The sequence below is a fragment of the Flavobacterium buctense genome, from assembly GCF_014486695.1.
Taxonomy (GTDB): Bacteria; Bacteroidota; Bacteroidia; order Flavobacteriales; family Flavobacteriaceae; genus Flavobacterium; species Flavobacterium buctense.
In genome coordinates this window covers 131,259-151,493 of sequence record NZ_JACTAB010000002.1, presented here as the reverse complement: position 1 = coordinate 151,493, position 20,235 = coordinate 131,259, and the positions used below count along the sequence as shown (strand labels likewise).

The following is a 20,235-nucleotide window of genomic DNA, read 5'->3' as shown; positions in this document are numbered from 1 at the left end:
AAAAATTTTAGTTAGTTAAGTTAAATATAATTAAGTTGGTTTTGAAATTACTTTTTAGGTGCTTTCCCGTTTTTGGTTACTTGAGTTCCCATATAATCTTGTACTGTTCTGAAACCGATGTAGCTTCTTGCTGTATCAGCATATTCAAAATCTCTGGTTCCAACCTGCAAGAAATAAGCAACGTCTTTCCAAGATCCTCCGCGAACCACTTTACGCATGTTTTTGTTATCTTGTACCGTTGGATTCATTGAAGAAACATATTCATAAGCCGCAGCATCATATGATGAATCAGTCCATTCTGCAACGTTCCCTGACATGTTATATAAATTGTATCCATTTGGTTCGTATGATTTTGCTTCAACAGTATATAAGGCTTGGTCGGCTGCATAATCACCTCTGTTAGGTTTAAAGTTAGCTAAGAAACAACCTCTATCATTTTTAGCATAAGGACCACCCCAAGGATAAGTTGCAGATTCTAAACCACCTCTTGCTGCATACTCCCATTCGGCTTCAGTTGGTAATCTGAAAGCATTAATTAAATCTGTTCTTTTCTTTTTCTTTTTAGATTTAATGTAAGAGTTTTTGTTTAGCGTTCTCCAAGCACAAAACGCTTTAGCTTGTTTCCAAGAAACCCCAACTACTGGATATTCTCCATAAGCTTGGTGCCAAAAATAATCATTGTGCATTGGTTCGTTATAAGAGTATTCAAAATCTTTTATCCAAACTGTTGTATCAGGATAAACCTCTTGTTGTTCCGTTCTAATGAATGAACTTCTTTTTCCGACTTTTGCTTTTGCTGCCGCTTGAATATCCATCCAAGAATATCTGAATTTTAATTTTTTTACATCTATAGTTCTTAAACCATTAAAAGATTCTGCAACCGGTAAATACATAGTATCCATAACTTCTGAATAGTATTCATCCGGATATTTACTAGTGTCTTTTATCAATTTCACTTTTCTGTTTAATCTTCTACCTGCATAAGGATCATCATCAGTCCCAACACTGTAATAATTCTCATACATGTATTTATCATAAGGAGTCATTTTTGCCGGATCTGCATCATTAAAAGCAAAATCACCGATACTTCCGGCATTTTTACCTTTCCCTTTGCCGCCTGAACCTGAAGTTTGTCCTACTTCATCTGCAAGAATGGCTAAACGAACTCTAATAGTAGAATCCTTAACCCATTCCACAAACTGACGGTATTCGCTGTTCGTGATTTCTGTTTCGTCCATATAAAATGCTCTAACAGTTACCGTTTTAGTTGGGGCGTCTTGTACATTAGCTAAATCGTCATCGGATTTACCCATAATGTATGCTCCACCCGGAATCAAAGTCATACCAAACGGCTTCTCTGGATGCCATTTTTTTCCTTTAACTCCTACTAACTCACCTTTGTCGCTTGATCGTCCACAGCTCGTTAATAAAGCTAAAACTGATGCGAATACAATGACCTTCTTCATATAAATTGGGGTTATTTGAATGTTTTATTTTTAAGGGCGTAAACCTATTTATTATTTTTCAAAAAAGCAATTAAATAATACTAAATTTTATTATGCTTGCCTCTTATATATAAATTCACATTCCAAAAATAGAATTTTTAAAGTTATTAAAAAAACTTTTTATCGACAAAATACACTTTTTGACTGTTAAAATGCATTTACACCCTATTTTTGTAAGTTAATATTTATAATATTTAATGATTTATGCTTTATTTTTTATTTATTTATCTATTATATACTGTTTTTTCTTTGTGCTTTCCACCATCTTTCAGGTATTTCGTGATTACAAGCTGCCAAGTACTCATCATGCGAACAAGGTAATAACGTGTGTTTTTTTAATTTATTGTGTTGGCCTGCAAAAAAGTTTATTTCTATCCACCAACGATCGGTTTTATTGCTTTTATAAAAAACTAATTCTTCATTCTCTAAAGGCACAATATATTTTAAATAATTGTCTTTGGTGCCAAATGGATACTCATTGGAGCGATAATTAACTCCTTCAATAAAGTACCAAATCATTTGAGCAATAAGAACCGATTCCTCTTTACTATTATTGTGATTAAAAATTCCGAAAGAACTAACCTTGTCACTTATACCGGAATATCTTGAAAGACTACAAATTTCCTTTCCATCAAATCCATTCGGAGTAAAGTTAATTAAATTTCCTGAATCTGAGGACTTTACAGAATTTAAATCTACGCAAACGATATCGGCATCTCTGAATACCGGTTCAGACAAAGCTATATTGTTAGAAATCTCTCCCAATCTGTAGGCATCAAAATATAATTTCTCTATTAAATCAATCTCTTCTTGTGAATTATAATAGGTCTGATAACCAATGTTACTGAAGTTAAAAAGGTTATTAGGTTCGTCTAGTATAATCTTAGACATATAAGAATTCGATGTAATTCCTTCTTCTTGTTTACCAATATCAAACTTGCTGTCAATAGAAACCAAATTGACCATTTGCTCTAAACTATCGTAAGCTCTGTATAACGGATAAGTCAAATCCTGGGAACCTCCAATAATGATAGGAATTATTCCTTTTCGAATTAATTTGGCACCAACTTTCTGTAAAGCAAAAAAAGTATCTTCTAAGGAATTTCCCGGAAGGATATCCCCTAAATCGGCTATAGAACTTTGCCAATTTCCTGGAAACAAACTGTATAATTCTTTTCGAATGGCATTTAAATTAACTTCTTCAAAAGCTTTTAAATCGCCTCGATTTTCTAAAACGCCAATTATAGCAATCTTTACTTTATCGGTGTCCGGAAAATCTTTCTCCGAATGAAACGCAACTTTACTTCCCAAGTGTTGAGAAGACAATGTTTTTAAATACTGTATTATCTCAGAATCAACCGGTGACAGAAAATCGAATTCCATAGATTATTTCTTTTTAGCAGTGGTTTTTTTGGCAGCGGTTTTTTTAGCCGTCGGTTTTTTAGCGACAGTTTTTTTCTCAGGTGTTTTCTTAGCAATCATTTCTTGCACTTGTTCCAAAGTCAATTTAGAAGCATCAATATCTTTGTTCAATTCGATTTTGATTTTACCCTTGGTAATCACCGATTTTCCCCAACGGGCCTTTTCAACCAAAATTCCCTCTTCTTTCCAATTGTGGATTACTTTATCGATGTCTTTTTGCAATTTCTCCTCAATCAATTCGGCCACATCAGATTGTGATAAATTTTCGAAGTTGTACTTTTTATTCACATTAATAAAGATACCGTTCCATTTTAAGAATGGCCCAAAACGACCTACCCCTTTTTGAACATCCATATCTTTATAAACAGCGATTGGTGCATCGGCTTTGGCTTTATCATCAATTAATTCCTGTGCACGAACCATAGTTACGTCCAAAGGATCTTCGCCTCTGGGCAAGGAAATAAATTGTTTTCCGAAACGAACATATGGTCCGAAACGACCATTGCTCACTTCTACTTCTTCGCCTTTGTATGTTCCTAGATTTTTGGGCAACAAGAATAAATTCAACGCTTCTTCTAAAGTAATGTTACCAATATTTTGTTCCTGACGCAAACTCGCAAACTGTTTTTCTTCATCTTCGGCATCGCCAATTTGAGCCATCGGACCAAATTTCCCTAAACGAACCGAAACCGGTTTGCCTGTTTTTGGGTCGGTGCCCAATATTCTTTCGCCGCTTTCACGGTCGGCATTTTTTTCTACTTCTACTACATTCGGATGGAACTTATTGTAGAAATCCTGCATCATTTTAGCCCAGTCAATATTTCCTTCAGCGATTTCGTCAAAATCTTGCTCTACTTTCGCTGTGAAATTATAATCTAAAATCGCAGCAAAGTTCTTCACCAAAAAGTCGTTAACGATAGTTCCGATATCTGTTGGAACCAATTTCCCTTTATCGGAACCGGTGTTTTCTTTTAAAATCTTTTCGTCCACTTTGCTGTCTTTCAAGGTCAGCTGAACATATTTTCTTTCTACGCCTTCCAAGTTTCCTTTTTCAACATAGTTTCTATTGATAATGGTAGAAATCGTTGGCGCATAAGTTGATGGACGACCGATGCCTAATTCTTCTAATTTTTTTACTAAAGAAGCTTCGGTATATCTTGACGCAGGACGTGTGTATCTCTCGGTTGCGGTGATGTTGTTGTTGTCCAATTTTTCATTGACTTTCAACGCCGGCAACATGCCTTCTTGTTCTTCATCATCGTCATCGCTTCCTTCTAAGTAAACTTTCAAGAAACCTTCAAACTTGATTACTTCTCCGGTAGCTTGAAAAACTTCTGAATGGTTATTGGCTTCAATTTTTACGTTGGTTCTCTCCAATTCCGCATCGCTCATTTGGGAAGCCAAAGTTCTTTTCCAAATCAATTCGTATAAACGGGCTTGGTCTCTTTCTACATTCACCGTGTGACGCGACATATCCGTTGGGCGAATCGCTTCGTGGGCTTCTTGTGCGCCTTTTGATTTGGTATTGAAATTTCTCGGTTTGCTGAATTCCGCTCCGTAGTAACTGGTGATTTCTGCTTGAGCAGCGGCTTGTGCTTCTTGCGAAAGGTTCACACTATCCGTTCTCATATAAGTGATTAATCCGGCTTCGTATAAACGTTGCGCGATTTGCATTGTGATTCCTACGGGTAAATATAATTTACGAGCAGCTTCCTGTTGCAACGTGGATGTCGTAAAAGGTGCAGCCGGTGATTTTTTGGTGGGTTTGGTTTCTAAATCGGCTACTTTATAAGTGGAGCCGATATTTTTTTGCAAAAAGACTTCTGCCTCATTTTTGGTGGCGAAGTTTTTCGGCAATTTGGCTTTCACGACTTTTCCGGCTTCGTTGGTAAACTCGGCTGTAACAGAATAAGACGCTACGGCTTTAAACTCTTGTATTTCTCTTTCGCGTTCTACAATTAATCTAACTGAAACTGATTGTACACGACCGGCAGACAGACCTCCTTTAACTTTTTTCCATAAAACAGGTGACAATTCGTAACCTACTAATCGGTCTAAAACCCTACGGGCTTGTTGGGCATTCACTAAATTATAATCGATTCCGCGTGGATTTTCAATCGCTTTTTGAATCGCGGTTTTGGTGATTTCGTGGAAAACAATTCTTTTGGTTTTGTTTTTGTCTAATTTTAATTCTTCCGCCAAGTGCCATGAAATGGCTTCTCCTTCGCGGTCCTCATCGGAAGCCAACCACACCATTTCAGCGTTCTTGGCAAGTCCTTTTAATTTGGTGACCAAAGCTTTTTTATCGGAGGAGACTTCGTATTTGGGTTTGAAACCATTCAAGACATCTACTCCGATTTCTTTGGAAGGTAAGTCGGCAATATGCCCATAACTGGACTCTACCTGATAATCACTACCCAGAAATTTTTCGATTGTTTTTGCCTTTGCCGGCGACTCCACGATAACTAAATTCTTTGCCATATCCCATTTGTTTGTGCGGACAAAAGTAATTGTTTTTTTTAAAAAACCGTTTTATTGCATTTTTTTCCGACGAAATGAATAATAACCGCTAGAAAAGCCATGACCAATTATATCTGAAATGAATAGGGATTTGTTATAGCCAATTACAATTTAACAAATTTTGATTGGGTTTTATTCGTTTGGCTAAAACACTGTAAAAAATAAAGTCCGGATGGCAGCATCGAAACATTGATTTGTTCAAAATTTTGAGTCATTTCGATGACTTTTTTACCCAAACAATCGGTTATAATTATTTTTTCTACTGCTTCATTGTTTGTGTTTTCAACAGTTAGTAAGTTATTTACCGGATTAGGGTAAATTTTAATGCTGCTATTTGAAAAAGTTTCAATACCCAAATTGGCATTATAAGTACTTGTATAAACATTTTCAACGGTAACCGGAGTACCTGTTTCACAAGCCGTAATCACATTGGTTGACATAACAATAAATTGAATATTGGTTGGTATAACCTGATTATAATTGACCACATCATTTCTGGCGCAGCCTTGCATTGGCCATGCTCCACAAACGCTGTAAAATGCTTTCACATACATCGAATCCTCAGAAAAAGTAATGGCAGAAGTAAAAGACGGACAACTTCCCGGAGATCCAAAAGAAAAATAAGTCGTGAAAGAAAAATCACGAGACGAAGCGCTGTTTTGGGTATAATTGTGTTGAGAGGCCTGCATGCCCCATTCTTCTCCTTGGGCAAATAAATGGCTGCAGACAAAACAGAAAAATGGAATTAAAGTAATTTTTAATTTCATATGATGTGCTCTTTGTGTTTATAAAAGTAATTATTTCTTTTGAAATTATACCTTATTATATGTAATCCTAAAACTGCACCGTTCAAATCAAATAATCCCAACACAAAAGACGCCAACTCTTTAGCCCCGATTGCAACGGCGCCGTGCAGAGTGGAAAGCGGGAACACGGATTCCAAGAACGCCCAAGCTCCCGAAGCTTCGGGACTCCAAAACTTTTGTTAAACCATCTCTGCCATCTTGTCATATTTTATAATTTAGTATTATCTTTGCTCTCCCGAAAGTGAAACATTAGATATGGAAAAGGAAATAGAAGAGAAAAAACAAGGCACCAGCTTGGTTTTAGAACAAAAAGAAGGCAACACCAAAAAACTTTTTATTGAAAGTTATGGCTGTGCGATGAATTTTTCAGACAGTGAGATTGTAGCGTCTATCTTGACCGAACAAGGGTATAATACGACTCAGAATTTAGAAGAAGCCGATTTGGTTTTGGTTAACACTTGTTCCATCCGAGACAAAGCAGAACAAACCGTGAGAAAGCGTTTGGAGAAATACAATGCGGTAAAACGCAGTATCAATCCGGGCATGAAAGTGGGCGTTTTGGGCTGTATGGCGGAACGTTTGAAAAGTCAGTTCTTAGAAGAAGAAAAAATAGTGGACATGGTCGTTGGTCCTGATGCTTACAAGGATTTACCAAATTTATTGAAAGAAGTGGAAGAAGGTCGCGATGCGATCAATGTTATCCTTTCCAAAGACGAAACTTATGGCGATATTTCACCGGTTCGGTTGAATAGCAATGGTGTGAATGCGTTTGTTTCTATCACGCGTGGATGCGATAATATGTGTACGTTTTGCGTAGTGCCTTTTACTCGCGGAAGAGAACGTAGTCGGGAACCACAAAGTATTATAGAAGAAATCCAAGATTTGTGGAACAGAGGTTTTAAAGAAGTTTGTTTGTTGGGTCAAAATGTCGACAGTTACCTTTGGTACGGCGGCGGTTTAAAAAAAGATTTCGACAAAGCGACTGAAATGCAAAAGGCCACAGCTACAGATTTCGCTCAACTTTTAGAACAATGTGCAATCGCTTTCCCTAAAATGCGTTTCCGTTTTTCGACTTCGAATCCGCAAGACATGCACGAAGAAGTGTTGCATGTGATTGCCAAATATGACAACGTTTGCAACTATATTCACTTACCGGTTCAAAGCGGAAGTACTCGCATCTTAAAAGAAATGAACCGCCAACACACCCGTGAAGAATACATGGCGTTGGTGGATAAAATCAAAAGAATTATACCGGATTGTTCGATTTCTCAGGATATGATTTCAGGTTTCCCGACTGAGACCGAAGAAGATCACCAAGACACTTTGAGTTTGATGGAATATGTAGAATATGACTTTGGTTATATGTTCGCGTATTCTGAAAGACCAGGCACTTTGGCGGCACGTAAAATGGAAGATGATGTACCGGAAGAAGTAAAGAAAAGACGTTTGCAAGAGATAGTCGACCTACAACAAATATTAAGTGAAAAGAGAACCAAACGTTTCTTAGGGCAAACCGTAGAAATTTTGATTGAAAAAGAATCGAAGAAGTCCGATAAGCATTGGAGTGGCAGAAACTCTGAAAACATGGTGACTGTTTTCCCGAAAGGCGAATACAAAGTTGGGGATTTCGTGATGGTTAAAGTGACTGATTGCACCACGGCAACATTGATTGGTGAAGCGGTTGGATACAGCGAAATGAATTAACAATTAAAAAATGGAAACCGTTCAAAACATAAAACAACGCTTTGAGATTATCGGGAATGACCCGAAACTCAATCGTGCCATAGAAAAAGCGATTCAGGTTGCTCCTACTGATATTTCGGTGTTGGTTGTAGGTGAAAGTGGTGTTGGTAAAGAAAGTATTCCAAGAATTATCCATTCGCTATCCCACAGAAAACACGGAAAGTATATTGCCGTAAACTGTGGTGCCATTCCGGAAGGAACGATTGACAGTGAATTGTTTGGACATGAAAAAGGGGCTTTTACCGGTGCCAATAACGCTCGTGAAGGGTATTTTGAAGTAGCCGATGGCGGAACCATTTTCTTAGATGAAGTCGGCGAATTACCCTTGACAACACAAGTTCGATTGTTACGTGTTTTGGAAAACGGGGAATTTATCAAAGTTGGTTCGTCACAAGTACAAAAAACCAATGTGCGAATAGTAGCTGCAACGAATGTGAATATGTTTGATGCGATTGAAAAAGGTAAATTCCGTGAGGATTTGTATTATAGATTGAGTACGGTTGATATTCCTTTGCCACCATTACGCGACAGAAAAGACGATATTCATTTGTTATTCAGAAAATTTGCCGCCGATTTTGCACACAAATACAAAATGCCCCCGATTAGATTGAGTGATGATGCGGTTCAGTTTTTACAAAAATACCGTTGGAGTGGTAATATTCGTCAGTTGCGTAATGTGGCTGAACAGATTTCTGTTTTGGAAACCAATCGCGATATTTCGTTAGCCACTTTACAATCTTATCTTCCGACCGAAGGCAGCACATTGCCCTCAGTGGTTGGCGGAAAGAAATCGGACAGTGATTTTGCTACGGAAAGAGATATACTATACAAAGTGCTTTTTGACATGAAAAGCGATTTGAATGATTTGAAGAAACTGACTTTAGAATTGATGAAAAACGGTGCCAAAGTGCAGGACATCAACCCAAGTTTGATTCAAAAAGTATATGGTGCCAAAGAAAATGAAAGTGAAATTTCTTTTGAAGAAACCCCAAGAGTCAATGTAATTCCAACGCAAACTCAAGCTCATCAAGAGGAGTTTGAAGAAGATGACGATCAGAATTATTTAGATGCCGAAACCGTTGAAGAGGAAGAAGTATTAAAATTAGAACAAAAAGAAATCGAGCTCATCAAAAAATCATTGGAACGACACAAAGGCAAACGAAAAGCTGCTGCAGATGAGTTGGGGATTTCAGAACGAACCTTGTACCGAAAGATAAAACAGTTTGATTTGTAAATTTGGTTTCATCAATATTATATATCTTTATAAAACCAAATTATTCTTTATGAAAAACTGCTGTTACATTTTCATTGCATTTTTTATGTTACTATCTTGCAGTAACGATACTTCAGATCAAGCTAACATTGACACAAACTTACTTCAAAGAATAGATTTTTACCCCGGATTAGCTTTTGAAAGACGTTGGGTATTCAATACCGATGGACTGTTAAAAGAAATTACTAAATCCGATGGAACCTTAGTGCAAGACTTCACTTATGACAACAATAACAGACTAATTAATTCGACCGTTTTTAATGATAATGGTTTCAATCAAACTTACACTTTTACCTATGACAATACTAATTTTGTGAACTCTGTTAATGGTGAAACTGTAAATTACAATGCAAGTTTAGATAGCTATTATGTCGGCAATTTGTCGCAAAATTACAGACTAACGAAAATCAATAGCGAAAAACTGTTAGTATACGGCAAAACTTCCTACCAAGATTTTGACGATGACGGTAACCCATATGAAATTACTTGGGATGAAATCACCGTTACCTATTCAAATAATAATTTGATGAGCTATTATCCTAATGACAGTTGCAACTATTTTACCTATGATAGTCAAACCAATCCTATAAGAAATGTAATACTGCCAATATGCAGAGCCTTTAGCTTTATAGAAAATTCTCGTTGGGTAGATGGCCTTTATTTTTCACCTAACAACCCACTATCCCATGAATATTGCTCTGAAGACCCTGAAAGTGAAGTATATAACTACACTTACAATACGGACAATTTACCTTTAATTCAAACTAGAGATAACTATTATTTAGGCGTTTATGAAAACACGATAACTACTGCAAAGTATTACTACCAAGGAGACGTTATTCCATAATTCAAAATAAAGAATTACTTTAGCCCATTATACAACATCATGAAGTTTTTCAAACTCTTTCTTATATTAATTACCGCTTTCAGCATCAACAGTTGCTCAGTATACAATTTTACGGGTACAGGGAAAATCGATGCCAAAACCTTTCAGGTAAACTATTTTCAAAATGCCGCAGAATTGGTTGAACCCGGCATTGATTTAAGTCTTACTCGAAAGCTACAGGATTTAATTCAAAATCAAACCAATTTAAATCTGGTAAATTCCAACGGCGATTTGATGTATGAGGGAGAAATCACCGATTATCGAATTACTCCAATGACCGCTACAGCCGACCAAAGAGCAGCAGAAAGCAGATTAACAATAGCCGTTATGGTTCGTTTTACCAATAAAAACAAAGAAACAGATAACTTTGAAAAGAGATTTTCTTTCTTTTATGATTACAGTGGACAAAACCAATTGGTTGGCTCACAATTAACTACCGCTTTGGATGTAATCTTTGAAAGAATTACCCAAGATATTTTTAATGAATCACTAGCCAAATGGTAGAAAAAAAGTGATCAGTGTTCAAGTCATAGTTGGCAGTTTGAAACTGCTAAATACCTAGCAAACACTGAGAACTGAATACTGAATACTAAAAAATGAATTTAACTGATTACACTTACTTACTCAACAAACCCGAAGCCATCAACGACAGGCATGCGGAAACCTTAGACAATGTGCTGAGTGCTTTCCCTTACTTTCAAAGTGCGCGTGTGTTGAAGTTAAAACATTTGTACAATCAGGACAGTTTTAATTATAATTATGCGCTGAAAATTTCGGCCGCTTATACCACAGACCGAAGTGTTTTATTCGACTTTATCACTTCAGATTCTTTTGTTTCTGTCCAAAAAGGATTGTATGAAAAGAAACTCGAAGAATTAATGAACATGAATGTTGTTGGTATCGAAGAGGTAATTGCTGACTATAAACCATTGCCGATTGACCCATTGGAACAATCAATACTTACGTCGATAAAGGAAGCTTTGCCTACAGAAGAACAAAAAGCGGAAGAAAAATTAGCGATTGGCAAACCATTAGAATTTTCTAAAGACGAAAAGCACTCTTTTCAAGAATGGTTACAATTATCGAGATTAAAACCGATTATCAGAGAAGAAACAGCAAAAATCATTTCTCCATCTGAGGCAGAAAAGCAAAAAAAACTGGAATTAATTAATAAATTTATCGAAAACAATCCAAAGATTACTCCTATCTCAAAAGATGCCATTTTGCCAGTAATAGAACCGATTGCAGAGGAAACTTCTTATTTAATGACCGAAACATTGGCTCGTGTTTATTTGGAACAAAAAAAATATTCGAAAGCAATACAAGCTTATGAAATATTAATTTTGAAATATCCGGAAAAAAGTAGTTTCTTTGCAAACCGAATTTCGGATATTAAAATTTTACAACAGAATAACAATTAATTACACTATATCATGTTTACTATTTTTTTAGCAGCAATAACTTTAGTTTGTTTCTTATTAATCATCGCTGTAATGGTGCAAAACCCTAAAGGTGGTGGTTTATCTTCTTCATTGGGCGGTTCACAAATGCTTGGTGGTGTTCAAAAAACCACTGACTTTTTAGATAAAAGTACTTGGTTTTTAGCCGGAACATTAATCGCTTTGATTTTATTATCGAGTATCAGTTTCCCAAGTATGGTTGGACAATCAGATTCAAAAGTAATTGACCAAACTGAAATAGCTCCAAAATCAGCTACTCCAGCTACTACTACTCCTGCTAAGCCGGCGGAAGAGAAAAAATAATAAAGACATATCTTTATACTAATGCCAGCGCTGACATGCTGGCATTTTTTTTAGGAAAAAATGACAGTTTAAAAGGCTTGGCACAATTTCTGAAAACCAATGCAACAGTACAATAACAAAAATAATTTATCATTATGGCATTAAATATTAAACCTCTAGCTGACAGAGTGATTGTGGAACCGGCAGCTGCTGAAACTCAAACAGCTTCCGGAATTTTTATTCCCGATACCGCAAAAGAAAAGCCACAAAAAGGCAAAGTAGTTGCAGTAGGAAACGGCAAAAAAGACGAGCCCTTAACGGTTAAAGTTGGCGATACCGTTTTATACGGAAAATATGCCGGAACCGATTTAAAGTTCGATGGCAAAGATTACCTCATTATGCGTGAAGATGACATCTTAGCAATTATTTAAATAAAGTATTAAGACTATAAACAACAAACAAAATGGCAAAAGATATAAAATTCGACATTGAAGCACGCGACGGTTTAAAACGTGGTGTTGACGCCTTAGCGAATGCAGTAAAAGTTACGTTAGGTCCAAAAGGAAGAAACGTAATTATCGGAAAATCATTTGGTGGTCCGAATGTTACCAAAGATGGTGTAACTGTAGCCAAAGAAATTGAGTTGAAAGATCCATTGGAAAATATGGGTGCTCAAATGGTGAAAGAAGTAGCTTCTAAAACCAATGATTTAGCCGGAGACGGTACTACAACTGCTACCGTTTTAGCACAAGCCATCGTAAAAGAAGGACTGAAAAACGTGGCCGCCGGAGCTAATCCAATGGACTTAAAAAGAGGAATTGACAAAGCGGTTGAAGCTATCGTAGCTGACCTTGGAAAACAAGCCCAAGTGGTTGGAAGCGATTCAGAAAAAATCAAACAAATTGCGTCTATTTCTGCCAATAATGATGAAGTGATTGGCGAATTAATCGCTACTGCTTTCGGAAAAGTAGGCAAAGAAGGTGTAATCACTGTAGAAGAAGCCAAAGGAACGGACACTTACGTTGATGTAGTAGAAGGAATGCAATTTGACAGAGGTTATTTATCGCCTTATTTCGTTACCAATCCTGAGAAAATGGAGGTTGAATTAGAAAGACCTTACATTCTTTTATACGATAAAAAAGTATCTTCTTTAAAAGAATTATTACCGATTTTAGAACCGGTAGCACAATCAGGAAAACCTTTATTAATTATTGCTGAAGATGTTGACGGAGAAGCTTTGTCTACTCTAGTTGTAAACAAATTACGTGGTGCCTTAAAAATTGCTGCAGTAAAAGCACCTGGATTCGGTGACAGAAGAAAAGCAATGTTAGAAGACATCGCCATCTTAACCGGCGGTACAGTTATCGCTGAAGAAAGTGGATATACTTTAGAAAATACTACTTTGGAAATGTTGGGAACAGCAGAAAAAGTAACCATAGACAAAGACAATACAACCATTGTAAACGGAGCTGGAGATGCTGACATGATTAAAAATCGTGTCAACCAAATCAAAGCCCAAATGGAAACTACGACTTCTGACTACGACAAAGAAAAATTACAAGAGCGTTTGGCTAAATTGGCCGGTGGCGTTGCTGTACTATACGTTGGTGCTGCTTCAGAAGTAGAAATGAAAGAGAAAAAAGACCGTGTTGACGATGCTTTACACGCGACAAGAGCTGCGGTAGAAGAAGGAATCGTTGCCGGTGGTGGTGTTGCCCTTTTGAGAGCTAAAAGTGTTTTAGCCCATTTAAAATCTGACAATGCTGATGAAGCAACGGGAATCCAAATTGTATCTCGTGCGGTAGAATCTCCTTTGAGAACTATTGTTGAAAATGCCGGTTTAGAAGGTTCAGTAGTGGTAGCTAAAGTTTCTGAAGGTAAAAACAACTTTGGTTACAACGCTAAAACAGACGAATATGTTGACATGTTAAAAGCCGGAATCATCGACCCTAAAAAAGTAACTCGTGTAGCTTTGGAAAATGCTGCTTCTGTTGCGGGTATGATTTTAACTACTGAATGTGCTTTGGTAGAAATCAAAGAAGAAAACGCTGGTGGCGGAATGCCAATGGGTGGCGGAATGCCGGGAATGATGTAAAAATCTCGAAGTTTATCTTCAAAAAAATATTTTTTATCAGAAACGCCTCGAAATCTAGGGGCGTTTTTTTTTATTCATTTTGTAAATAAAATTTTATATTTTTGAGAGTGAATTCTAATCCGATGGAAATGCGTAATTGTTTGCTTTTGACAATCCTTTTATTGATCTCAAATATTCTTCAGGGTCAAGAAGCTAATGATAAAACAGTAGCACAAATCGCAACAGCACTTGAAAATTACTTCTTGCTGGAAAGAGAAAACATCCATCTACATCTCAACAAAACTACTTTTTTATCCAATGAAAAAATTTGGTTAAAAGGCTATGTAGTCAACAGGAAGACTAATCAACCTTTTTTTAATACAACCAATGTTTTTGCGCTTTTATATGATGACAAAGGCCATAAATTGTTTGAAAAATTACTTTTTGCCAGCAATGGAACGTTTACAGGGAATTTTGAACTCGATAAAAACCTTCCTTCCGGGGATTATTATATTCAAGTTTACACCAATTGGATGAATAACTTTTTGGAAAACGAATCAACAGTTCAAAAAATAAAAATCATCAATCCAAAGGAAGGCGCGATTATACCAAACAGCAATCCAACGGAATCTCTTGCCATAACGCTGAATCCGGAAGGCGGCAATTTAATTAAAGGAATAAGTACTATAATAGGCGTCAAATTAGCCGATTGTTTTGGGAATACTTTTGTAAATGCAACAATCGAAATTCAAGACGACAAGAACACCATTTTACAAACCATAAAATTGAATCCGTTTGGTTTTGGAAAATTCGAAATTATCCCAACAATTAGTCCAATAAAAGCGGTCTTCCAATCAAATGATCTAAAAATTGAAACCCTATTACCTTTAGCTTCCGATATTGGTATTGCACTTGAAGTCAACAATTTTTCTCATGCAGATCAAGCCATTGTTAAAGTAAAAACCAATGCGGAAACCATTCCGTTATTAAAAGACAAACAACTCTATGTTGTAGTGCACCAAGACGATAAAAAATCGATTATACCCTTAAAGATTAACCAAGAGAATCTTGGACAAACCTTGTCAATTGCCAATAAATTTCTATCAGAAGGAATAAATACCATTAGAATAATTGACAGTGATTTGAAACAGTGGTGTGAAAGAGTCATTTATGTTCATCAAAAGGAAGAAAAACCCTTGAACATCATGTTTAACTTCAAGAAAGAGGGTAAAATAAAAATGGTTGGCTATTCAGACTATGCCAATGCTAATTTGAGTATTTCTATACTACCCGAAGAAACCAAAGCCATGGAAATTGAAGACAATATTATCTATACTTCAACCATTAGCCCTTATATCACTGAAAGTTTAACCAATGCACTCTACTATTTAACAGAGCCTACAAGAAAAAAGTATTATGAATTAGATTTGGTTTTACTCAACCAAAAAAAACCTAAATATGATTGGGAAAATATAGTGGCTAATCCGCCAAAATCTAATTATACATTTGACATTGGCCTAACCATTAAAGGAACTGTGAATCAGGAATTGAAAAACAATAGTAACTATAAAGTCAGACTCTATTCCGTCTTAGATTTAATATTAGTATTGTCTGATGTGAGTAAGAAAAACGAATATTTATTTGAGAATATTGCGGTTGCTGACTCTACAGTTGTCGACTTGTCATTATTAAAATCGCCTGAATTAAATGTTATCTCAACCAACTTTGCCACAGTAGTTTTAAATAGAAATAAACCCTTTAAAAAACCATTTTGGGTGCCTTTTAGCGAATGTCCAAAGCCTCAAGTTTATCATTATGACACTTCATTTGATCTGCCTAAATTTAACGGAGAAATAATAAAATTGAATGAAGTGATACTTAAAACCAAACCAAAAAAAACTTTAGTTAATGAAAATAAATTTGGAAATTCTAACTTACGGGGGTACAAAATACAAGAAAATGACACTTCAAGTTTACTTGGATTTATAGAACAAAACGGATTCAATGTAACCCGAACCGCAATGGGAGAAGTTTCTATAACCGGAAGACAAACGTCTACCTTATTGGGAGCTAGTACAACTCCGGAAGTATTTCTTGACGATAGGGTTTTATTTTCATTTGCTGAGCTCGATATGTTAGACATGACTGACATTGATGAAATCTACATCAGCTCAACTGCTATAGTTCCTTCAACCAGAAACAAACAAGGGATCATTAAAATTTACAGGAGAAAAAACTTTACTACAAAAACTGCAGTAAAATCGGTTTCGTTTATGATAAAAAAAGGTTTTGAACGCAATTCAAATTTTGTCAATAATGATTATCAAAGCTATACCAACAAAGGATTTGAAAATTATGGCATTGTTGATTGGTGTCAAACTATATTAACCGATGAAAAAGGAAATTTTTTATTTGAATTTCAAGATGCTAATATTAAAAAATACAAAGTAGTAATTCAAGGCTTCACTATTGATGGCAAACTAATCAACAAAGAATTTAATCTCTCGATTGATTAGCTAACCTATAAAACTAGTTTTCAGATCCCTCTTTGGGATGTTTCTTTATCATTTTAAGCACTACCGGTAAAGTTGAAACAAGAATGATAATGATTATAATTTTTTCTATGTGATGTTTCAAATCGATGTCAAATTTCTCTAAAAACAGACCATACAAATAATGTCCGGAAAAAATCAAAATGAACGACCAAAGGAACGAACTTAGTATGTTATAAAACATAAATTTCTTTTTATCCATAGTAACAATTCCGGCTACAATTGGGGCAAAAGTTCTAACCACCGGTAAAAAACGGGCAAAGATGATGGCTTTTCCGCCATATCTTTCAAAGAAATCTTTCGATTGGATTAAGTATTTTTTCTTCCAAAAAAAACTATCTTCTTTCTTATACAAATAATAACCACTTTTGGAACCAAACCAATAGCCAATCATATTTCCGAAAATTCCGGCAATAGCCACTAATAATGCTAATAAAGTTACATTAATCAAATCGCTTTCAATAATAGTGAAATTCTCTATTAAATCACGACTGTAAATTCCGGCTAAAAACAATAAACTGTCACCTGGCAAAAAGAAACCTGCGAACAAACCGGTTTCGGCAAATACAATAAACAATACAATCCAAAGCCCAATTTTTACACCACCAATTGTCATGGTTATGTAAAACTCAGGATTCAACAATTGCATCCAATCAAAATCACTCATGGATTATAAATTAAAATGGGTAAAAAATTCGAGCGTGAAATTAGTGCTTTTTTTTGGGATTTCTTGTGCTTTTAACTTAAAACTAACCATCTTTTTTAATCAAAAAAAACTCCTTAAAAAGATAAGGAGTTTTTAAAATTATTTTCTTTCATAAAGACAACAACCATGAAGTTTGTCGTAATCTTCCTGAGTAGCTTTAACATCATTTGTATCATGTCCTACTTTAGCTATGGCTTTCTGTACATCGTTTAATGAGCACTTTTCTTCATTAATAATCAAATGCAGTTTATGGTCATCAATATGCCAATCAGCACTTTTAACTCCCGAAACAGAGAAAGCAGCCTTTTCAATTCGCTTCTTACACATTTCACAATTGCCATTGACTTCTATAGTGTATTTGGCGTTCTTGCTTTTCTTTTCTTGTGCTTGGGTTGAAAATGTTACTACTACTAACATCATTCCTAAAATTATATTTTTCATACTCTATATTTTAAATTGTTATTTTATTTTAAATCTTAAGCCTGCGTAATACATGGCACCAAAAACCGGCGCATACACAATTGACGTATCAAAAGTGGGTCCAAAAGGATTTTCTGCACCCAAAACCGCTTGGTGTTGTGTGTAATTCCCAATGTTTTCTCCACCAACATACACTTCAAAAGTACTCGAAAATGTTCTGGTAATTTGCGCATTCATAGTCGAGAACGAAGGCGAAAACTCGGGAAGCCTATCGTGGTGTGGATTGGTTGATGTATTAGGCAATTGTTGTTTGCCTAACCAATTCCATGTAAAGTCAAATTTCCATTGTTTTCCTTTTTCCACTATGTGCGTGGCGTATTCCACATTTCCGAAGAAACGATGTTTCGCTTGCAAAGGTCTTTGATAACTTCCTGAAATGTAATCCGTAGAAATATCATAATATTTGTAAGCGGTTCTCAAATTCAAATGTTTGATGATTTCCAAATTGAAGTCCATTTGCAAACTGTTGGCATAGGACTTTCCGTCCAAATTGTAGAACAACACTTCTTGTGGTGAATTCATGACGTCAACCACTGCTTGGTTTTGAAAATCGGTTCTGTAGAAGTCGATAGTGGTATCGGCTTTCATTCCGAAAAGCATGAAGTTTTGCGTAAAACTCAGTCCGTAATTCCAGGCAATTTCGGGGTCTAAACCATAAATTTTTCCATTGGTGTCCAAGACTGAAAAAGTTCTGGAGCTAGCAAAAAGGTTTTGGTTTTCAGCAAAAATATTAGCGGCACGTTTACCTCTTCCGGCAGAAAATCTAATCACTGATTTGTCTCCGGGATTATATTTCACGTGCAATCTTGGGGTAAAAAATGCCCCTAACCTATTGTGGTAATCCATTCTTCCACCTAAAATGTAACTGAACTTGTCGTTGTCATCAAAAGTATATTCAAAGAAAGCACCAACAGAATTGTCTATTCTGCTAACGTCATTCGAGTTCACAAACTCAGCATATTTGTCATAAGAGAAATTCAATCCTGTGGCGAATTTGTGCATCGTGTTACTAATAATCGAATTAAAAATTAGGTTCGAATAATAACTTTGCTGTTTGATATCATATTGGTTCAAACCAAAATACGATTCCTGATTATGAGTAGTAAAGGCATTCTGAAAACCGATACTTTGGTATGGCATATCTTTAAAAACATAGCCAATTTTGGAAGAAAAATCCAAACGCTCGGTATTGATTTCAGAACCCCAATAATTGGTGGTCAATCTATCTCTGTCCGGGTCAAAGTCAAGTTGTCCGGTTTGTTTTTCGTCGTTCATATAACGAACATTCAAAAACGAAACCCAACCCGAATCAGGATTATAATACTGCCAACGATTAGCAATATTCAATTGTTTTCCCAAAGGATTGTCCATAAAACCATCATCGTTCATGTCGTTTTTGGAAACACGAGTATTGCCGTGAACGAACAAACTTGTCGACCATTTATCCGAAACTTTTTTATTGAAATGCGTATTGATTTCGAAACGACTTCCGGTATCGCCATAGGCATTTAAAAAGAATGGAATATCGCCCAAAGGTTTGATTAATTCGGTGTTGATTTGGCCTGAAATACTTTCATAGCCATTAACCACACTTCCGGCACCTTTGGTAATTTGGATGCTTTCTACCCAAGTTCCAGGTGTAAAAGACAAGCCATAAGCTTGAGAAGCACCACGAACTGAAGGAATGTTTTCTTCAGTAATCATGATATACGGACTGGTTAATCCAAGCATTTTGATTTGCTTAGTTCCGGTCAAAGCATCCGAAAAATTCACATCTATTGACGGATTGGTTTCGAAGCTTTCGGCCAAGTTACAACAAGCAGCTTTTAGTAGTTCTTTGCTCGTGACCAAAGTAGTATTGGCCGCGCCTTTTATTGATTTTTTTATTCCTTTTCGGTTGCCTTCTACGGTTACGGTTTTCAAAGTGTCTTGTTTCAAAGATTCCTGTGAAAATCCCAAAGTAGAAAATAACAACGTTAAGAATAACGGTATATTTTTCATTTTGTTGATTTAAAATTAATTCTATTTCAAATGATTCTCAGTATAAATTATGAGAACCTGAACGGAATTCTGTTTAAATCAGGCGTAAAAAGTGTATTGGCAGTAGAGTTGGTAAAGCGGCGGCGCATTAGAATCGCAATAGAATGCCACTTTTTCATCCACAAATTGGGGAGCTTCAGCTTCCGCAAAAAAGTGATTTTTGTATTCAGAGAAAAAAGCCGGTTCAAAATCGAGAGAAATCGTTTTGATGATGATCTTCTCGGTCTTGTTTTTTAAGTCGACTTTCTTATCGGAGCAACAATCTTTGTGAGTAGTTTCAACTTTGGCACAGCAGGTTTTTTCAACCACAACCGGCATTTCGCAAACTTCTTCCTTAGAAAAAACAGAAGAGATAGAAGCTATTTTCCCTTCGCAATAATGCACACTAAACGCCAAGCCTGAATTGGAAACCAATATCAGCAAAGCGGTTAAAATACTAATGTGCTTTTTGAAGTTCATGGCGCAAAGTTAATAATAATCAAGTAT

The 20,235-nt window shown here is 36.0% G+C and carries 17 protein-coding genes; 9 read left to right on the top strand and 8 right to left on the bottom strand.

The genetic code is table 11. The features are described from left to right. Positions 1–47: 47 nt before the first annotated feature. The 4 genes from porK to ICG50_RS04675 all read right to left on the bottom strand — a co-directional run bounded on the left by porK (position 48) and on the right by ICG50_RS04675 (position 6,214). On the bottom strand, positions 48–1,466 hold the full coding sequence (gene porK / locus ICG50_RS04690) for a T9SS ring complex lipoprotein PorK/GldK (protein ID WP_187659763.1): 1,419 nt from the start codon (positions 1,464–1,466) through the stop codon (positions 48–50). A gap of 270 nt (positions 1,467–1,736) precedes the next feature. Beyond that, positions 1,737–2,888, bottom strand: coding sequence for a formimidoylglutamase (locus ICG50_RS04685; RefSeq protein ID WP_187659762.1), 1,152 nt, complete (start codon positions 2,886–2,888; stop codon positions 1,737–1,739). Between the two features lie 3 nt (positions 2,889–2,891). Further along, a complete protein-coding gene (topA, locus tag ICG50_RS04680) occupies positions 2,892–5,408 on the bottom strand; it encodes a type I DNA topoisomerase (RefSeq protein ID WP_187659761.1) in 2,517 nt (838 codons plus the stop codon). Between the two features lie 143 nt (positions 5,409–5,551). Beyond that, positions 5,552–6,214: a T9SS type A sorting domain-containing protein gene (locus tag ICG50_RS04675; protein ID WP_187659760.1), complete on the bottom strand. Its 663-nt coding sequence runs from the start codon at positions 6,212–6,214 to the stop codon at positions 5,552–5,554. Positions 6,215–6,508: 294 nt separating this feature from the next. On the opposite strand from ICG50_RS04675, the gene miaB reads away from it, so the two are divergent. The 9 genes from miaB to ICG50_RS04630 all read left to right on the top strand — a co-directional run bounded on the left by miaB (position 6,509) and on the right by ICG50_RS04630 (position 16,487). After that, positions 6,509–7,957 carry a tRNA (N6-isopentenyl adenosine(37)-C2)-methylthiotransferase MiaB gene (gene miaB / locus ICG50_RS04670; protein WP_187659759.1) on the top strand — a complete coding sequence of 483 codons (1,449 nt, stop codon included), beginning with the start codon at positions 6,509–6,511 and terminating at the stop codon, positions 7,955–7,957. A 10-nt stretch (positions 7,958–7,967) separates the two neighbouring features. Beyond that, positions 7,968–9,230 carry a sigma-54 interaction domain-containing protein gene (locus ICG50_RS04665; RefSeq protein WP_187659758.1) on the top strand — a complete coding sequence of 421 codons (1,263 nt, stop codon included), beginning with the start codon at positions 7,968–7,970 and terminating at the stop codon, positions 9,228–9,230. 49 nt (positions 9,231–9,279) lie between these two features. Beyond that, entirely contained in the window at positions 9,280–10,116 is an 837-nt protein-coding gene (locus ICG50_RS04660; RefSeq protein WP_187659757.1) for a hypothetical protein, read from the top strand. Between the two features lie 39 nt (positions 10,117–10,155). Next, the gene (locus ICG50_RS04655) at positions 10,156–10,659 is read left to right on the top strand and encodes an LptE family protein (protein WP_187659756.1); all 504 of its coding nucleotides are present in this window, start codon (positions 10,156–10,158) and stop codon (positions 10,657–10,659) included. A gap of 92 nt (positions 10,660–10,751) precedes the next feature. Continuing rightward, positions 10,752–11,576, top strand: coding sequence for a tetratricopeptide repeat protein (locus ICG50_RS04650; RefSeq protein ID WP_187659755.1), 825 nt, complete (start codon positions 10,752–10,754; stop codon positions 11,574–11,576). Between the two features lie 12 nt (positions 11,577–11,588). Then, positions 11,589–11,918 carry a preprotein translocase subunit SecG gene (secG, locus tag ICG50_RS04645; protein ID WP_187659754.1) on the top strand — a complete coding sequence of 110 codons (330 nt, stop codon included), beginning with the start codon at positions 11,589–11,591 and terminating at the stop codon, positions 11,916–11,918. Between the two features lie 134 nt (positions 11,919–12,052). Further along, on the top strand, positions 12,053–12,328 hold the full coding sequence (locus ICG50_RS04640) for a co-chaperone GroES (protein ID WP_187659753.1): 276 nt from the start codon (positions 12,053–12,055) through the stop codon (positions 12,326–12,328). Between the two features lie 32 nt (positions 12,329–12,360). After that, positions 12,361–13,992, top strand: a complete 1,632-nt coding sequence (gene groL, locus ICG50_RS04635) for a chaperonin GroEL (RefSeq protein WP_187659752.1) — start codon at positions 12,361–12,363, stop codon at positions 13,990–13,992. Between the two features lie 101 nt (positions 13,993–14,093). Then, positions 14,094–16,487 (top strand): hypothetical protein, encoded by a 2,394-nt coding sequence (locus tag ICG50_RS04630; RefSeq protein WP_187659751.1) that lies wholly within the window; start codon positions 14,094–14,096, stop codon positions 16,485–16,487. Positions 16,488–16,500: 13 nt separating this feature from the next. On the opposite strand, the gene ICG50_RS04625 is transcribed toward ICG50_RS04630, so the two are convergent. The 4 genes from ICG50_RS04625 to ICG50_RS04610 form a co-directional block, all read right to left on the bottom strand. After that, positions 16,501–17,190 (bottom strand): DedA family protein, encoded by a 690-nt coding sequence (locus tag ICG50_RS04625; protein WP_187659750.1) that lies wholly within the window; start codon positions 17,188–17,190, stop codon positions 16,501–16,503. A 138-nt stretch (positions 17,191–17,328) separates the two neighbouring features. Beyond that, complete coding sequence (locus tag ICG50_RS04620) at positions 17,329–17,670, bottom strand: heavy-metal-associated domain-containing protein (RefSeq protein ID WP_187659749.1); 342 nt, start codon at positions 17,668–17,670, stop codon at positions 17,329–17,331. A gap of 18 nt (positions 17,671–17,688) precedes the next feature. Next, entirely contained in the window at positions 17,689–19,710 is a 2,022-nt protein-coding gene (locus ICG50_RS04615) for a TonB-dependent receptor plug domain-containing protein (RefSeq protein ID WP_187659748.1), read from the bottom strand. 78 nt (positions 19,711–19,788) lie between these two features. Further along, entirely contained in the window at positions 19,789–20,208 is a 420-nt protein-coding gene (locus tag ICG50_RS04610; RefSeq protein WP_187659747.1) for an HYC_CC_PP family protein, read from the bottom strand. Positions 20,209–20,235: the final 27 nt, after the last annotated feature.

Excerpts from the sequence above, each read along its gene's own strand:
- ICG50_RS04620 (WP_187659749.1), bottom strand. The coding sequence starts at position 17,670 with ATGAAAAATATAATTTTAGGAATGATGTTAGTAGTAGTAACATTTTCA.
- ICG50_RS04660 (WP_187659757.1), top strand. The coding sequence starts at position 9,280 with ATGAAAAACTGCTGTTACATTTTCATTGCATTTTTTATGTTACTATCT.
- ICG50_RS04610 (WP_187659747.1), bottom strand. The coding sequence starts at position 20,208 with ATGAACTTCAAAAAGCACATTAGTATTTTAACCGCTTTGCTGATATTG.
- ICG50_RS04655 (WP_187659756.1), top strand. The coding sequence starts at position 10,156 with ATGAAGTTTTTCAAACTCTTTCTTATATTAATTACCGCTTTCAGCATC.
- ICG50_RS04625 (WP_187659750.1), bottom strand. The coding sequence starts at position 17,190 with ATGAGTGATTTTGATTGGATGCAATTGTTGAATCCTGAGTTTTACATA.
- ICG50_RS04640 (WP_187659753.1), top strand. The coding sequence starts at position 12,053 with ATGGCATTAAATATTAAACCTCTAGCTGACAGAGTGATTGTGGAACCG.
- miaB (WP_187659759.1), top strand. The coding sequence starts at position 6,509 with ATGGAAAAGGAAATAGAAGAGAAAAAACAAGGCACCAGCTTGGTTTTA.
- secG (WP_187659754.1), top strand. The coding sequence starts at position 11,589 with ATGTTTACTATTTTTTTAGCAGCAATAACTTTAGTTTGTTTCTTATTA.
- ICG50_RS04675 (WP_187659760.1), bottom strand. The coding sequence starts at position 6,214 with ATGAAATTAAAAATTACTTTAATTCCATTTTTCTGTTTTGTCTGCAGC.
- porK (WP_187659763.1), bottom strand. The coding sequence starts at position 1,466 with ATGAAGAAGGTCATTGTATTCGCATCAGTTTTAGCTTTATTAACGAGC.
- ICG50_RS04665 (WP_187659758.1), top strand. The coding sequence starts at position 7,968 with ATGGAAACCGTTCAAAACATAAAACAACGCTTTGAGATTATCGGGAAT.
- groL (WP_187659752.1), top strand. The coding sequence starts at position 12,361 with ATGGCAAAAGATATAAAATTCGACATTGAAGCACGCGACGGTTTAAAA.
- topA (WP_187659761.1), bottom strand. The coding sequence starts at position 5,408 with ATGGCAAAGAATTTAGTTATCGTGGAGTCGCCGGCAAAGGCAAAAACA.
- ICG50_RS04685 (WP_187659762.1), bottom strand. The coding sequence starts at position 2,888 with ATGGAATTCGATTTTCTGTCACCGGTTGATTCTGAGATAATACAGTAT.
- ICG50_RS04650 (WP_187659755.1), top strand. The coding sequence starts at position 10,752 with ATGAATTTAACTGATTACACTTACTTACTCAACAAACCCGAAGCCATC.
- ICG50_RS04615 (WP_187659748.1), bottom strand. The coding sequence starts at position 19,710 with ATGAAAAATATACCGTTATTCTTAACGTTGTTATTTTCTACTTTGGGA.